We start from the raw sequence: 14,209 nt of genomic DNA, 5'->3' as shown, positions 1-14,209 counted from the left end.
GCATCACGGCGCAACCGGTTTGAAATCGCGGTATTCGATCTGCGCGCCGCGCACCACGATCGCGGTGGATTCGGGCACCTCGGCCCAGGCTTCGGGCAGATCGACGATCGGCTCGGACACCAGCAGATAGGCGTCCTCGCCCACCGCCGCGATACGCGGATCGTCGGGATACAGTTCGCGCAGATGCTTGAACGACGTGCTGTGAAAGAGCGAGCGCGAGTCGCGTTCGCTCGAATAGCGCACGGCCACAATCTGTTCGCCGTCGCTGGCGAAAATCGTCATGTTGAGCGCCGGCTCGATGCCGTGCTTTTTCGCGACGGCCTCGACGAAACCGGCCATGCGCTCGAGCGCCGGCACGGGATCGTGCTCCAGACCAAAGCTCATCGCAAGATAGAACATCGCCTCCGAATCGGTCGATCCTTCGAGCGCGTTGAAGCGCCCGGGTTCGATCGCGAGCAGCAATTCGCGCCGCACGAGCGGAAAATTGCGGATCAGGCCGTTGTGCGCAAACATCCAGCGCCGATGCCGGAACGGATGGCAATTGGTCTCCTGCACCGGCGTATGCGTGGCGGCGCGAATGTGCGCGACGAACATTGGCGCATGCACCGCGCGCGCCAGTTCGCGCAGGTTGCGGTCGTTCCAGGCGGGGTGAACGCTGCGATAGCGATAGGGAATATCGTGCGGATGCTGATACCAGCCAAGGCCAAAACCATCGCCGTTGGTGGTGGTGGCGCCGAGCGTCGAATGCAGGCTCTGGTCGATCAGCGAATGACGCGCGCGAAACAGCACGGTTTCGAGCGAAATCGGGTTACCTGTGTAAGCAAGCCAGCGGCACATCGTTGCCTCCGTCGATCAATTGCGCGAGCGCGCGTCGCGCAGTTTCCCGCCTGATTTCCCGCTCATTTTTCTGCTCAGTTCGTCGCGTGCAGTCCGGCAATCGGCGTGAGGAAACCCGTCAGGCCAGTCAAAATGATCTGCACACCGATGCACAGCAACAGGAACGACGACACGCGCATGGCCACGCGCGTGCCCTCCACGCCCAGATAGTGCGCCAGACGCGCGGCGCGGCTGTAGACGTAATAGATCACGAGCATGACCAGCAGCGAAATCGCCACCGAGGCGATGCTCGACAGCAGCCACGCGGACAGCTTGTGCGTGCGGTTCGCGTTCAGCGCAATGGCCGTCGCGATCGAGCCGGGGCCGGTGGTGAGCGGCACCGTCAGCGGAAAGAAAGCCTTGCCGCTCGCCGACCACGCACTCACCGGCTTGACCGCGGGGTCGCTCGCCGCGGGCGGCTCGGGTTCCGGCGCGTTGAGCATATTCCAGCCGCTCACGGCCACCGCGAGACCGCCGCCGATACGCAACGCCTCCATCGAAATGCCGAAGAAGTGCAGGATCGGCGTGCCCACGAAGAAGGCCACCAGCAGCACCAGGCCGGCGTTGGTGGCCACGCGCTTGGCAAGCAGGCGCCGCTCTTCGTCGGTGAGCGACGCCGTGCGATCGAGAAAGACAAAGGCAATGCCGATGGGATTGATGATGCTGATCAATCCGGTGAAACCGAACAGAATGTCTGAAATCAGGCTCTCGATCATGAAGGCGATCCGAAAAAAACGGGGCTCGGGCTGAGATTGAATACTGCGGCGGCGCGCGCGACGCACGGGCGTATCCGCCAGGGTGCGTGAAGTGTAACTGGATCGGCCTGCGGCGTGCCCTCTGAATGCGCTGTGCAGGCGCGCACGCGCCTTGTGCGTGCCGCAACGCACCATCGAAACGCGTGGACCCGCAGCCCGCGCATGGGGATTTTTGGCGGCTTTACGGGGCGCGTTCGCGGGCATAGAGTGAATCGTTCGAACCCGGTCGCGACGTTTCCCCTTTTACAAAAAGGAGTTGCCATGTCACTGAGGTTGCTCGCAGCGCTACCTTTTATCGGCATCCTGCTGGGCGTGCCGTTCGTCAACCGCACCGAACCGCTGATACTCGGCATGCCGCTGGTGCTGGCGTGGATCGTCCTGTGGGTCGTCCTCACCTCCGCGATCATGGCCATCGTCTATCGGCTCGATCCGGTCAACCGCGACGCCGCCGACACGCCACACGAGGTGCGGCCATGAGCGCACTCATCATCATCGCGGCCATCACGGTCGTCGCGCTGTATCTGGGCATGCGCGCGCGGCGCGGGCACGACATGAGTCTCGAACAGTGGTCGGTGGGCGGGCGCAGCTTCGGCACGGCGTTCGTGTTCCTGCTGATGGCGGGCGAGATCTACACCACCTTCACGTTCCTTGGCGGCAGCGGTTTCGCCTATGGCAAGGGCGCGCCGGTCTATTACATCCTCGCTTACGCGACGCTTGCGTACATCCTCTCCTACTGGATGCTGCCGCCGGTGTGGCGCTACGCCAAGCAACACCGGTTGATGTCGCAGCCGCATTTCTTCTCGCGCAAGTACAACAGTCCCGCGCTCGGCGTGCTGGTCGCCTGCGTGGGCGTGCTCGCGCTCGTGCCGTATCTCGTGCTGCAACTCAAGGGCCTGGGCATCATCGTGACGACGGCCTCCTATGGCGCGATTTCATCGACCACGGCGATCTGGATTGGCGCGGCCGTGGTGACGGCTTATGTGATCTTCTCGGGCGTGCGCGGCTGCGCGTGGAATTCGGTCGTCAAGGACACGATGATTCTCGCCATCGCCGTGTTTCTGGGCATTTATCTGCCGATCCATCACTACGGCGGCCTGGGCGAAATGTTCCGCGCCATCGACGCCGCTAAACCCGGCTTCCTCACCTTCCCCGCCAAAGGCCAGAGCGTGACGTGGTTCCAGTCGACAGTGCTGCTCACCGCGCTCGGCTTTTTCATGTGGCCGCATACGTTCGGCTCGGTCTATACCGCGAAAAACGAGCGCATTTTCCGCCGCAATGCCGCGATCCTGCCGCTGTATCAGTTGATCCTGCTGTTCGTGTTCTTCTGCGGGTTTGCGGCGGTGCTCAAGGTGCCGGGCCTCAAGGGCGGCAATATCGATCTTTCGCTGTTCCGCCTTGCGTTGCAGACCTTCGATCCGTGGTTCGTGGGCGTGATCGGCGCGGCGGGCGTGCTCACCGCGCTCGTGCCGGGATCGATGATCCTCACCACGGCGTCCACGCTCATCGCCAACGACGTTTATCGCGGCGCCATGATGAAACAGGCCGACGACGAGCGCGTGGCGAAGCTCGCGCGCTTTTTCGTGCCGGTGATCGCGCTAGTCGCAGTGGGCTTTACGCTCAATGGCGGCGAGACCATCGTGGCGCTTTTGCTGATGGGTTATAACTTCGTCACGCAGTTGTTCCCGGCGCTGGTGTGCAGCCTCTCGGCGCGCAATCGCGTCACGAAACAAGGGGCGTTCTGCGGGATTCTGTCCGGCGTGCTGGTGGTCGTCCTGACCACCGTGACGCATGTGAGCGTCGCGCAACTGATTCCTTTCGCGCCCGATGCGCTCAAGGACATCAATATCGGCTTTCTCGCGCTGGGCGTGAATATCGTCGTGCTCGCGGCGGTGAGCGTGGTCACCCAGCCGCATACCCACGCCGATCATAAACATGCGGGAGCGCATTGAGGGAACGATATCCCGGTTTTAAAACAAACGGGGCCGACTTTGTCGGCCCCGCTTCGTTCAGATGACGTCTTCTGGAATGCCGCCGAAATCCGGCCGCATGGAGCGCGCCGTGGAGCGCTCCTTAGCCGTTGTCGCGACCTTTTCCAGACGCACACGCATAAAGTGAGCGTGCTCGATGTGGGTGACTGCAAGTTTCTCGTCGAGATACTCCTGCGCAACAATCGAAAAGCGCGACTCGATCCAGCCGAGATACCAGAACCACTCGCCGTAATAGATCCACGAGTTCTCGTTAAATGCGCGGACATGGGTAGGATCCTGCCACGCGCTGGGCGCCTTTTCGTAAGGCACTTCGATCAGCATCTGGCCGCCCGTCCTCAGCAGACGCAGGCAATTGGTCATGAGTTGCGGCAGATCGCCAACATGTTCGAGCACGTTGTTCGCGTAGATGAAATCGAGCGCATCCGCGCGCAATTCGACCGGGCCGGCCAGCGCGCTTTCGAGTCTTAACGGCAAGCTCAACGGCGCGGACAGATCCAGCAGCAAGTCTGGCTCTGCACGCGGCAGGATATCCAGATTCAACCACCCTGCCATGTAGTCCTTGCCCGAACCGATCTGCAGACGCTGCGGCTGCCACGGCGCGGACGACATCTTCAGTGGCGCGAAATGTCCCATCACGTTTTCAAGCATCGACGCGTATTGATCGAGCACATCGTGTGCAGCAAAGGCGTTGAGCCGCGCACGGGCAGCGTCGGCAAAAGACGGTGCGCGGAATTCATTCTGGAAGAACGTCCTGACGCTATCGCTGCCTACCCAGAAAACGCTGTCCTCGAACTGGGAGGGAGCATCCGTGACCGGCGTGCGTTCGCTGACAACAGGCGTGCCGAGCGACAGACACTGGAATACGCGTGCCTGCTCGAAGCGCGCGCTATCGTAGTAATGACAATTGAATACGGCCTTGGCGCGGCGGATTTCCTCATCGCGCTCCGCGCCGAAAATACCGAATGGCAGCACACTAACCTTGCAGCCCGCGGCTTCGACCTCGCGCAGCAATTGAAACCGCCGCTCATTCATACCACCGAAGAACAGCACGTCGTTAGACCGCTCCTCGATCGGCTGGATAACGTCGGTGGCAAGATAAGGTGCGCAGGCGAATGAGACGATGGGAACACACCCGCTTTTGCCATAGGCGCTCGCGTTACGCGCGTCATAATCGACGACCGGCGAAGTCGACAGAAGGTGCAGATAGTCGGGCAAAACCTGCGCGCCATGTTCGCCCAGTTGTTCAAGGTTCACAAAAACGCAGCGATATCGCTGGGTCAGATTCGGGTCGAAACCGGCATGTGCGCCGAAGACAAAATTGATCGCGTCGTGACGCAGACGGTTCTTGCCGATCGTCACCTCAGCGCCCAGACGCCGAAACTGGTAACGAAAGTAACGCGCCTGATCGAGAAAGCCCAATGACGGGACGTAGCCGACGGGCTGAATGATGCAGAGATGGATTTGCGATTGGGACATGTTCAGGCCATTTGATCCGAGGGCCACAAAGCTGTCCGCCGATGTTCACGCACTCGCGTCGTACAGCCTTGGGCCAAGACTGGGTATGTGAACGATGATAATCAACCGCAGATCTCAAAAACTTCGGATAAGTTCGATTATTCTGCGTCTGCTAACAAAATTCCTCCTGCTGTTGCGATGCATCATGGGGATGCATCCGTATTCACTGACTGTGTGAAGCCGATTAACTGCGCTCGCAGAGGTTCACATACTCACGCGCCGCATCGTCGCTCAAACCATTGCGCACAAATGCATACGCAACGTCTTCTACGCTTAGATGCATGCGGTAGCGCTGGTACATGGCGCGAACACAAGTGAATTTTCGTAGATCACAGTAAATCTTCAGCAATGCCACTCCTCTTGGCGCGGCGAGGGTGCGAATATCGAGTTCGCTAAAGATTGCCAACATCGCGCTGTCGTCTACATGGCGCCACATGTTGAAAAAGCCATGAAAACCGAATGTCGGCTGACGTGGCACCCCATATTCATAGGCAAATTCATCGGCAACTTCGGCGGACGCGAAGCGGATACCGTGGTCCGCTTCCAGTGCAGCTCGCCAGGTACTGCCAATCAAAACGTCTTCTGCAGCTTCGGCTTCCATCGCAAACTGGTCGCTGGCAAGTGCCTTGAGCAATTTCGCGGATCGCAGCGAAAACCCGCCGTTTCCGACATCGTTTCCCGTGGCGGAGGCAGGCCAGCGGGCACCGATATAGTCGTATAGGTAAAAGCGCTCGCTCCATCGGGATGCGTCCAGTACGTAGCCGTCCCATTGCACGACCAGCACCCACGGCGTGACGATGTGATCGACCAGGCGCTTGAGCATGAAGTGCGAATATTCAGCAAGCGATCGCAATGGCTCGATGGGTACGAAGCGCGCCCGCGTGGGCGCCGCTGTGTGAGCGATCAGCATCGCATCGCCGAAATCGCACTGGGAAAGCGACAGGTCGAGCGCACGCGCCGCAAGACCGGGATTGACGGTATCGACGGCACAGAGCGTCACGTCGTGAAGATTTTGCCTGGACATCGCCTGCTCTCTCCTATCGTTTGCCCGCCCCGTACAGGGTCGAATCCGCAAACCCGTCCGCGCCTAGCACACGGCCCACGAGAATCAGCGCCGTGCGCTCGATATCCGTCGCCTGCACCTTTTGGGCGATGTCTGCGAGCGTGCCCGTCACGCGTTCCTCGTCAGGCCAGCTTGCTCGGTAAATCACGGCCACGGGGCAATCGTCGCCATAGTGCGGTCGCAATTCCTCGACGATACGTGCAATATGGCGCACGCCCAGATGAATCGCCATCGTCGCGCGATGACGCGCGAGATCGCTCAGCGCCTCGCCTTCGGGCATCGATGTTTTGGTCGCATAGCGCGTGAGAATCAGCGTCTGTGAAATGCCCGGCAGCGTGAGTTCGTTGCCGAGCGCCGCCGCGCAGGCGGCCGTCGCTGTCACGCCAGGCACGACTTCATAAGGAATCCCAAGTTCACGCAAACGTCTGATCTGCTCGCCGATCGCGCCATACAGAGAAGGATCGCCCGAATGCACGCGCGCCACATCAAAACCCTGGCGGTGCGCGTTTTCCAGCAATGCGACAATCTCGTCGAGTGTGAGCGGCGCGGTGTCCACCACCTGCTGCGCGCAATGACCTTCGAGCACTGCGGGCGGCACGAGCGATCCGGCGTAGAGAATCACGGGGCAGCTCCGCACCAGCCGTTGGCCTTTCACGGTGATCAGTTCGGGGTCTCCCGGCCCAGCGCCGATAAAGAAAACAGTCATGCGTCGATATTCCGTTGATTGAGAGTCGCAAGCGCATCCAGCACGTGCTGGACCGAAGCGAATTCGCGTTGCGCCGGCGGTAGCGAAGGCCGCTGCATCATGACCACGGGCAGGCCCATGTCGCGCGCTACGGCGAGTTTCGCTTCCGTTGCTGCGCCGCCGCTGTTCTTGCTGACGATCACGTCGTAACGCCCTGCCTCGAAAAGCGCGCGTTCGCCCTCGTGCGTGAAAGGCCCGCGCGCGTCGATCACCTTCGCGCGTGCGTGCCCCGGATGCGCATCGAGACAGCGCACGGTCCAGTGCTGATGTTCGGGCACTTCGCCCAGATGCGCGAGCGGCTCGCGTCCCAACGTGAAAAGCACGCGCGTATAGGGCTGGATTGCTTCGATCACGCTCGCCCAGCCAGATACGTTACGCCAGTCGTCGCCTGGCTGCGGCTGCCACGGCGCACGGCGCAGCGCCCAATACGGCACGCCCGTTTGTTCGCAAGCGTTCGCCGCGTTCGCGCTGATCTGCGCCGCGTAAGGATGCGTGGCGTCGAGCAGCAGCGCTATGTCCTCGTCGGCCAGATAGTGCGCCAGTCCCTGCGCGCCGCCGAAACCGCCCACGCGCACCGCGCAGGACAGATCGGCGGGCACGCGCCCCAGGCCCGCGAGGCTATACACGTGCTCAGAACCGAGTGCGCGCGCAATCTGCAACGCGTCGCCGGTGCCGCCGAGCAGCAACACGCGCGCGCTCATGGCTTGATCGCCTCGAAAAGCGTAACGGGGAGCGCCTGGCGCCAGGTGTCGAAGCGCCCAAGCGGTTCGGCCTCGCCGATGCCGATGCGTGTGAGCGTGCCGCCATGCTGCGCGCGCCACGCCACCAGCGCCGCCTCGCTCTGCACGGTCACCGCGTTGGCCACGAGCCGCCCGCCCGGCGCAAGCCGCTCCCAGCAGGTCTGCAGCACGCCCGGCACGGTTACGCCGCCGCCGATGAACACCGCATCGGGCGTGGCGAGTCCCGCGAGCGCATCGGGCGCACGCCCCGCCACGAGTTGCAGCGCGGGCACACCCAGCGCGTCGCGGTTGTGTTCAATGAAGCGCTGGCGTTCGCTGTTCGACTCGATGGCGATCGCGCGGCAAGCCGTATGCGCGCGCATCCATTCGATGCCAATCGAGCCGCTGCCCGCGCCCACGTCCCAGAGCAGCGCGCCCGGCGTCGGCGCGAGGCGGGCGAGCGTCAGCGCGCGCACATCGCGTTTGGTGAGCTGACCGTCGTGCCGGTAGGCGTCGTCGGGCAGGCCGGGCGTGAGCGTCCAGGACCGCGCCGGTACGTCGTTGGCCGCCGCGCATTCGAAAGCGACGAGATTGAGGGCCGCGACTTCAGCAACGATTTCGCCTTTATTCCAGGCATCGGCGCGGCCGTCGATACGGCGTTCCTGCGCACCGCCCAGATGCTCGAACACGGCAAGACGCGTTGCGCCGAAGCCCTGTTCGGTAAGCAAGGCGGCGATGGCGCGCGGCGTGTGCCCATCTGCGCTCAAGGCGAGCACGCGCGAACCGGCAAAAACATGCCGCCGCAGCGCATCGAGCGGGCGGCCCACCAGCGAGACCGCCGCCGTGTCCTGCAGCGCCCAGCCCAGACGCGCCGCCGCCAGCGACAGCGACGAAGGCGCGGGCAACACGCACAGTTCATCCGGCGCAAGCTGACGTGCGAGCGTCGCACCCACGCCGTAAAACATCGGATCGCCGCTCGCCAGCACGCAAACCGGCGCTTGCTGATCGCGCAGCGCAAGGAGCGGTTCGACGCTGAACGGCTGCGGCCACGGCTCGCGGCGCGCCTGCACGCGCGCGGGCAGCATCGCCAGATGGCGCGCGCCGCCCGTCACGACCGCCGCCGCAAAGAGCGCGCGGCGCGCCTCGCGCCCCAGCCCCGCATAACCGTCCTCGCCTATGCCGATCACCGTCAGCCACGCTCGCCTGCCCTGCATCCGTGCTCCGTCATGCGTTGTGCGCGGCCCGTCTGGATTCGCGGATCGCGCTGGAAAACGGGCATAATACCGCTTCCGCTGGCGCCGGACGGGCCTGAAAAACGCGAATTTCCTGCGCGTTTCACGCCTATTGCCGAAATACAGCCGACGCTCGCGCATGCGCCGCGTTGCCGGCCCCTTCAGGCGGCCCGGTTCGACGACCGCGCGATTCCCAACACGAGTGCCCCCTTGAATCACGACTCGAAGCCCGCTTTTTCCCCAGCTTCGTCCCCTGCTGCATGGGCCGCGGAGCGCCGCTCGGCATGCCCGGGGCTCGTGCGCGTCGTCGCGGCGCTCGATGGCGGCCTGTGCCGTATCCGTTTGCCAGGCGGCCTGCTGCACGCCGCGCAAGCGCACGCGATTGCCGAAGCCGCGCTCGCGCATGCCCAGGGCACGCTCGAACTGACGAACCGCGCGAACCTCCAGGTGCGCGGCATTCGTGCGGGCAGCGAAACGGCGCTCACGGCAGTGCTCGTCGAAGCGGGACTCGGCCCGACTGTTTCCGCAAGCCAGAACGCCAGTCAACACGCCGATCTATGCGCCGCCGACGAACTGCGCAACCTGATGCTCAGCCCGCTCGCCGGCCTCGACCCCGCAGCGCTCATCGACACCACGACGCTCACCGCGCCCATCGTCGCGATGCTGCAGGGCGAGCCGCGTTTCGCGGCGCTTTCGCCTAAATTCGCGCTGCTGATCGATGGCGGCGAGCGGCTTGCGGCGCTCGATCATCCGCACGATATCTGGCTGGCTGCGGCGGCGCATGAGGATGGCGTGCGCTTCATGTTCGGCCTTGCAGGCTGTCCGGCCGATGGCGCGTTCGGCTCGATCGCGGCGAGTGAAGCGGTCAGTTTGATCCACGCGCTGCTGCACGCCTTCCTCGACCTCGCGCAGCCCGGCCAGACGCGCATGCGTGAAATCGTCGCGATTCATGGCGCGCAAGCCGTGCTGCAACGCGCGCGAGAACATGCATCGCCTGAGATCGCAGACGATCGCGGCTGGCGCCGTGCTGGCGTCGATCTCGCGTTGCGTCTTGGCGCGCATACGCGCAACAGCAACACGAGCTACGTGGGCTGCCAGCCGCCGCTCGCGCGTCTCGACGCTGCGACGCTGCATGCGCTTGCCACGCTCGCGCAAACGCACGGCGACGGCACGCTGCGCATCACGCCCTGGCAAGGCGCAATCCTGCCGGATATCGATAACGGCGTTGTGCCAGACGTGCTAGAAAAGCTGCAAGCGCTCGGTCTGGTCATCGACCCTGCCGATCCGCTCGCACGCACCATCGCCTGCACGGGATCGGCGGGCTGCGCGAAGAGCCGCGCCGACACCAAGGCCGACGCCCTGCGCCTCGCCGACCATTTGCCGCCTGGCGTACACGTTTACCTGAGCGGCTGCGAGCGCTCCTGCGCCGCCGCCCACCGCGCGCCGTTCACGCTGCTCGCGGTGACACCCGGCGTGTACGACGTTTATGAACACCGCAGCGACCACCACAACCAGCGCGACGCCAACCCGGCCCCATTCGGCCATTGCGTCGCGCGCCACCTGACGATCGAAGCCGCCGCGCAGCTATTCACGCAGTCGCTTGCGCAGCGGCCCCGGAGCACTTCTGATGTCTGATTACATCCGCGACGGCCAGGCGATCTATCGCGAATCCTTCGCGACGATCCGCGCCGAAGCCGATCTCTCGCGCATTCCCGCCGACCTTGAAAAACTCGCCGTGCGCGTGATCCACGCCTGCGGCATGGTCGATGTCGTCGCCGACCTGGCCTTTTCGCCGGGCGCAGGCGCGGCGGGCCGCGCGGCGCTTGCCAGCGGCGCGCCCATTCTCTGCGACGCAAAGATGGTCGCCTTCGGTGTCACGCGCGCACGCCTGCCCGCCGACAACGCGGTCATCTGCACGCTCGACGACCCCGCCGTGCCGGCGCTCGCGCGCGAAATGGGCAACACCCGTTCGGCCGCCGCGCTCGAACTCTGGCGAGCGCACCTGGAAGGCAGCGTCGTCGCCATCGGCAATGCGCCCACGGCCCTCTTTCACCTCATCGACATGATCGAGGCGGGCGCGCCGCGTCCGGCGCTGATCCTCGGCATGCCGGTGGGATTCGTGGGCGCGGCCGAATCGAAGGCGCTGCTCGCAGGCGCGGCGCTGGGCGTGCCCTACGTGGTCGTACATGGCCGCCGCGGCGGCAGCGCGATGGCCGCCGCCGCTGTCAACGCACTTGCTTCGGAGATCGAATAAATGTCCATGAAAGGACGTCTGCACGGCATCGGCGTCGGCCCCGGCGACCCTGAACTGCTCACGCTCAAGGCGCTGCGCCTCATCAAGGCCGCGCCCGTGGTCGCGTATTTCGTCGCCAAGGGCAAGAAGGGCAACGCGTTCGGCATCATCGAAGATCACCTGGAATCGCGCCAGGAGCAACTGCCGCTCGTCTATCCGGTGACCACCGAAGCGCTGGAACCGCCGCTGTCCTACGAAGCGATCATCGCGGACTTCTACGACGGCGCTGCCGAAACAGTCGCCGCGCATCTGGACGCGGGCCGCGACGTGGCCGTGATCTGCGAAGGCGATCCGTTCTTTTACGGCTCGTACATGTACCTGCACGACCGGCTCGCTACGCGCTATGAAGCCGAAGTCGTGCCCGGCGTGTGCTCGATGCTGGGCGGCGCGGCGGTGCTGGGCGTGCCGCTCGTCTATCGCAACCAGAGCCTCGCGGTGCTTTCGGGCGTGTTGCCCGAAGACGAACTGCGCCGCCGGCTTACCGATGCGGACGCCGCCGTCATCATGAAGCTGGGCCGCAACTTCGAGAAAGTGCGCCGCGTGCTGACCGGACTCGGACTTGCCGATCGCGCGCTGTATGTTGAGCGCGCAACCATGTCGAACCAGCGCATCGTGCCGCTCGACGACGTCGATCCGATGGCATCGCCGTATTTCTCGCTGCTCGTCGTGCCGGGGGAAAAATGGCAACGCTGAACGCCGCGCTTACACCGCCCGCCATCGTCGTGCTAGGCCCGGGCGCGCATGCCACCGCGCAGCGCGTGAAGGCACTCTATGCGGGCGCGCAGGTTCATGCCTTGCAGGATCGCGCGCAAGGCGATATCGCGTTCAGTGAACTGGGCGAACATCTGCGCGAACTCTACCGGCGCGGCACGCCGCTTATCGCGCTGTGCGCGGCGGGCATCGTGATCCGCTGCCTGGCGGCGCTGCTGACCAACAAAGGCGTCGAGCCGCCCGTGCTCGCGCTCGCGGAGGACGGCAGCGCGGTCGTGCCGCTGCTCGGCGGCCTGACGGGCGTGAATGTGATGGCGCGCGAAATTGGCGCGGCGCTTGGCATCGCGCCTGCGATCACGACGAGCGGCGAACTGCGCTTCGGCACCTGCCTGCTCAATCCGCCCGAAGGCTATGCGCTGTCGAGCCTCGCGCAAGGCAAGCGCTTCGTATCGGACCTGCTCGCGGGCGACGCGACACGTATCGACGGCGACGCGCCCTGGCTCGACAACGTCGATCTGCCGCGCGACGCCGCGGCGAGCCACGCGATCCGCGTGAGCCCGCAGGCGTGGGACGGCAATCCCGCGCATCTGGTGATTCACCCTCGTTCAGTCGTTGCGTGCGCAACCGAATCGCCTGCACTGCTTGCCGAGTATGTGCGCGAAGGCTTGAAAGCAAATGGCGTAGCGGAACAGGCGCTTGCCGCGCTGGTCGCGCCTGCCGCGCGGATGGGCGATGCGGCGTTCGAACAGGCCGCGTCTGCGCTGGGTGTGCCGTTGCGGTTTGTTGATGGCGATCTTGATGACGGCCTGTTTAGCGCGCTGACATTGCCCGAGCCGCATCGACGCATTGAAGCCGGACATGGCATTGTTTTAGGCGTTGCCGACGAACCGCTCGACGTGTCCTCGCTCGGACGCGCGCGTGGGCGACTCACGGTGCTGGGTCTCGGCCCAGGGCGCGCCGATCTGCTCACGCCGATGGCGCGTGCCGCGCTTGATGAAGCCACCGATATCGTCGGTTACGCGACCTATGTGGAGATGGCGGGACCGTTACGGCCCGGGCAGGTGCGGCACGCCACCGATAATCGCGAAGAGTTGCAGCGCGCGCGGCATGCGTTCGAACTCGCTAGCGAGGGGCGGCGCGTAGCGGTGGTGTCGTCGGGCGACCCGGGGGTTTTTGCCATGGCGGCTGCGGTGCTTGAGGCGCTTGAGGGCGCTGAGGATGCGCGTTGGCGTCGGGTTGAATTGCGCATTGTGCCGGGTGTGTCGGCGGCGTTGGCTACGGCTGCGCAGGCCGGGGCGCCGCTGGGGCACGATTTCTGCATGCTGTCGCTTTCGGATAATCTCAAGCCTTGGGCTGTTATCGAAAAGCGTTTGCATCATGCTGCGCTTGCGGATCTTGTGATGGCTTTTTATAACCCGATTTCGCGGGCGCGGCCTTGGCAGCTTGATCGGGCGTTAGAGATCGTCAGGGCTGTGCGCTCGCCTGAGACGCGCGTTGTGCTGGGGCGCGATGTGGGGCGTCCTGGGGAGACTCTGCGGGCGACTACGCTTGGCGCGTTGCAGTCTGCGGATGTGGATATGCGGACGATGGTTATTGTGGGGTCTTCGGCTACGCGCGGGTTCGTGCGAGAAGGTGCGGGCGCTGGGCTCGGGGAGTGGGTTTATACGCCGCGGTGGTATGCGGATGCTGGCTGACGATGTTCCCGTTGCTTTGGCGTTTCCTTGTTATCGTGTCGGTCTATTAGCGTTGCCCCTGTGCGGGGCGGCAGTTACTTTTCTTTGCCGCGGCAAAGAAAAGTAACCAAAAGAAAGCCGCTCAAACCGCCAGTGTGACGCAGTCCACCACTTGCCCACCAACGGAGTGGTGACTGGTCTTGCTCGCATCACGCGCCGTACAACGAAGTGGTGACGCCCGCACATCCGGGGCCGCTACGCGCCCCGTGGGGCATAACCGCAAACCCTCGCAGAGCGCAGTGGGTTTCCCTTCCGGACCCAACCGCTGGGCGCGAAGCGAGCAGCGGGATGAATGAGCCCTTTGTCACTTCGTTTAACGCCGCGACAACCGATCAATGCCCAGTCACCACTCTGCTCAAAGGTTAGTGGTGGACGGCGTCACACTAGCGGTGTGAGCGGCTTTCTTTTGGTTACTTTTCTTTGCCGCGGCAAAGAAAAGTAACTGCCGCCCCGCACAGGGGCAACGCTAATAGACCGACACGAATTCAAGGAAACGCCAAAAACCCAAGATTACCGATAGTTAACACCAGGCATAACACAAAGCATCTCAAACGCGAGATTAGCGCCAACAAGCGCCGT

General features: G+C 64.0%; 13 protein-coding genes. 6 read left to right on the top strand and 7 right to left on the bottom strand.

What is annotated here, in order from left to right; genetic code table 11:
• Positions 1-3: 3 nt before the first annotated feature.
• The gene (locus tag VG320_RS26665) at positions 4-837 is read right to left on the bottom strand and encodes a class II glutamine amidotransferase (protein ID WP_327203070.1); all 834 of its coding nucleotides are present in this window, start codon (positions 835-837) and stop codon (positions 4-6) included.
• 74 nt (positions 838-911) lie between these two features.
• On the bottom strand, positions 912-1,592 hold the full coding sequence (locus tag VG320_RS26660; protein ID WP_327203069.1) for a MarC family protein: 681 nt from the start codon (positions 1,590-1,592) through the stop codon (positions 912-914).
• Positions 1,593-1,892: 300 nt separating this feature from the next.
• Here VG320_RS26660 and VG320_RS26655 point away from each other — a divergent pair, with 300 nt between their 5' ends.
• A complete protein-coding gene (locus VG320_RS26655) occupies positions 1,893-2,108 on the top strand; it encodes a DUF3311 domain-containing protein (RefSeq protein ID WP_327203068.1) in 216 nt (71 codons plus the stop codon).
• On the top strand, positions 2,105-3,580 hold the full coding sequence (locus tag VG320_RS26650) for a sodium:solute symporter (RefSeq protein ID WP_327203067.1): 1,476 nt from the start codon (positions 2,105-2,107) through the stop codon (positions 3,578-3,580). The genes VG320_RS26655 and VG320_RS26650 overlap by 4 nt, the downstream gene beginning before the upstream one ends.
• Before the next feature lie 57 nt (positions 3,581-3,637).
• Here the strand turns inward: VG320_RS26650 and VG320_RS26645 are convergent, their stop codons facing one another.
• From VG320_RS26645 to cbiE, 5 genes are all read right to left on the bottom strand, one after another.
• Complete coding sequence (locus tag VG320_RS26645; protein ID WP_327203066.1) at positions 3,638-5,095, bottom strand: methyltransferase domain-containing protein; 1,458 nt, start codon at positions 5,093-5,095, stop codon at positions 3,638-3,640.
• A 223-nt stretch (positions 5,096-5,318) separates the two neighbouring features.
• Positions 5,319-6,158: a DUF5672 family protein gene (locus tag VG320_RS26640; protein WP_327203065.1), complete on the bottom strand. Its 840-nt coding sequence runs from the start codon at positions 6,156-6,158 to the stop codon at positions 5,319-5,321.
• A gap of 13 nt (positions 6,159-6,171) precedes the next feature.
• Complete coding sequence (gene cobM, locus VG320_RS26635) at positions 6,172-6,903, bottom strand: precorrin-4 C(11)-methyltransferase (protein ID WP_327203064.1); 732 nt, start codon at positions 6,901-6,903, stop codon at positions 6,172-6,174.
• A complete protein-coding gene (locus VG320_RS26630; protein WP_327203063.1) occupies positions 6,900-7,643 on the bottom strand; it encodes a cobalt-precorrin-6A reductase in 744 nt (247 codons plus the stop codon). The genes cobM and VG320_RS26630 overlap by 4 nt, the downstream gene beginning before the upstream one ends.
• The gene (gene cbiE / locus VG320_RS26625; protein WP_327203062.1) at positions 7,640-8,875 is read right to left on the bottom strand and encodes a precorrin-6y C5,15-methyltransferase (decarboxylating) subunit CbiE; all 1,236 of its coding nucleotides are present in this window, start codon (positions 8,873-8,875) and stop codon (positions 7,640-7,642) included. The genes VG320_RS26630 and cbiE overlap by 4 nt, the downstream gene beginning before the upstream one ends.
• 228 nt (positions 8,876-9,103) lie before the next feature.
• Here cbiE and cobG point away from each other — a divergent pair, with 228 nt between their 5' ends.
• From cobG to cobJ, 4 genes are read left to right on the top strand one after another with little or no spacing between them, the layout of a single operon-like run.
• Positions 9,104-10,528: a precorrin-3B synthase gene (cobG, locus tag VG320_RS26620; RefSeq protein ID WP_327203061.1), complete on the top strand. Its 1,425-nt coding sequence runs from the start codon at positions 9,104-9,106 to the stop codon at positions 10,526-10,528.
• On the top strand, positions 10,521-11,147 hold the full coding sequence (locus VG320_RS26615) for a precorrin-8X methylmutase (protein WP_327203060.1): 627 nt from the start codon (positions 10,521-10,523) through the stop codon (positions 11,145-11,147). Before cobG ends, VG320_RS26615 begins: the two co-directional genes overlap by 8 nt.
• Entirely contained in the window at positions 11,148-11,879 is a 732-nt protein-coding gene (locus VG320_RS26610; RefSeq protein WP_327203059.1) for a precorrin-2 C(20)-methyltransferase, read from the top strand.
• On the top strand, positions 11,867-13,591 hold the full coding sequence (gene cobJ, locus VG320_RS26605; RefSeq protein ID WP_327203058.1) for a precorrin-3B C(17)-methyltransferase: 1,725 nt from the start codon (positions 11,867-11,869) through the stop codon (positions 13,589-13,591). Before VG320_RS26610 ends, cobJ begins: the two co-directional genes overlap by 13 nt.
• Positions 13,592-14,209 lie beyond the last annotated feature (618 nt).

Source organism: Paraburkholderia sp., from assembly GCF_035948235.1.
GTDB lineage: Bacteria > Pseudomonadota > Gammaproteobacteria > Burkholderiales > Burkholderiaceae > Paraburkholderia.
The sequence above is the reverse complement of the archived record's forward strand: the minus strand, read 5'-3'. Positions and strand labels throughout refer to the sequence as shown.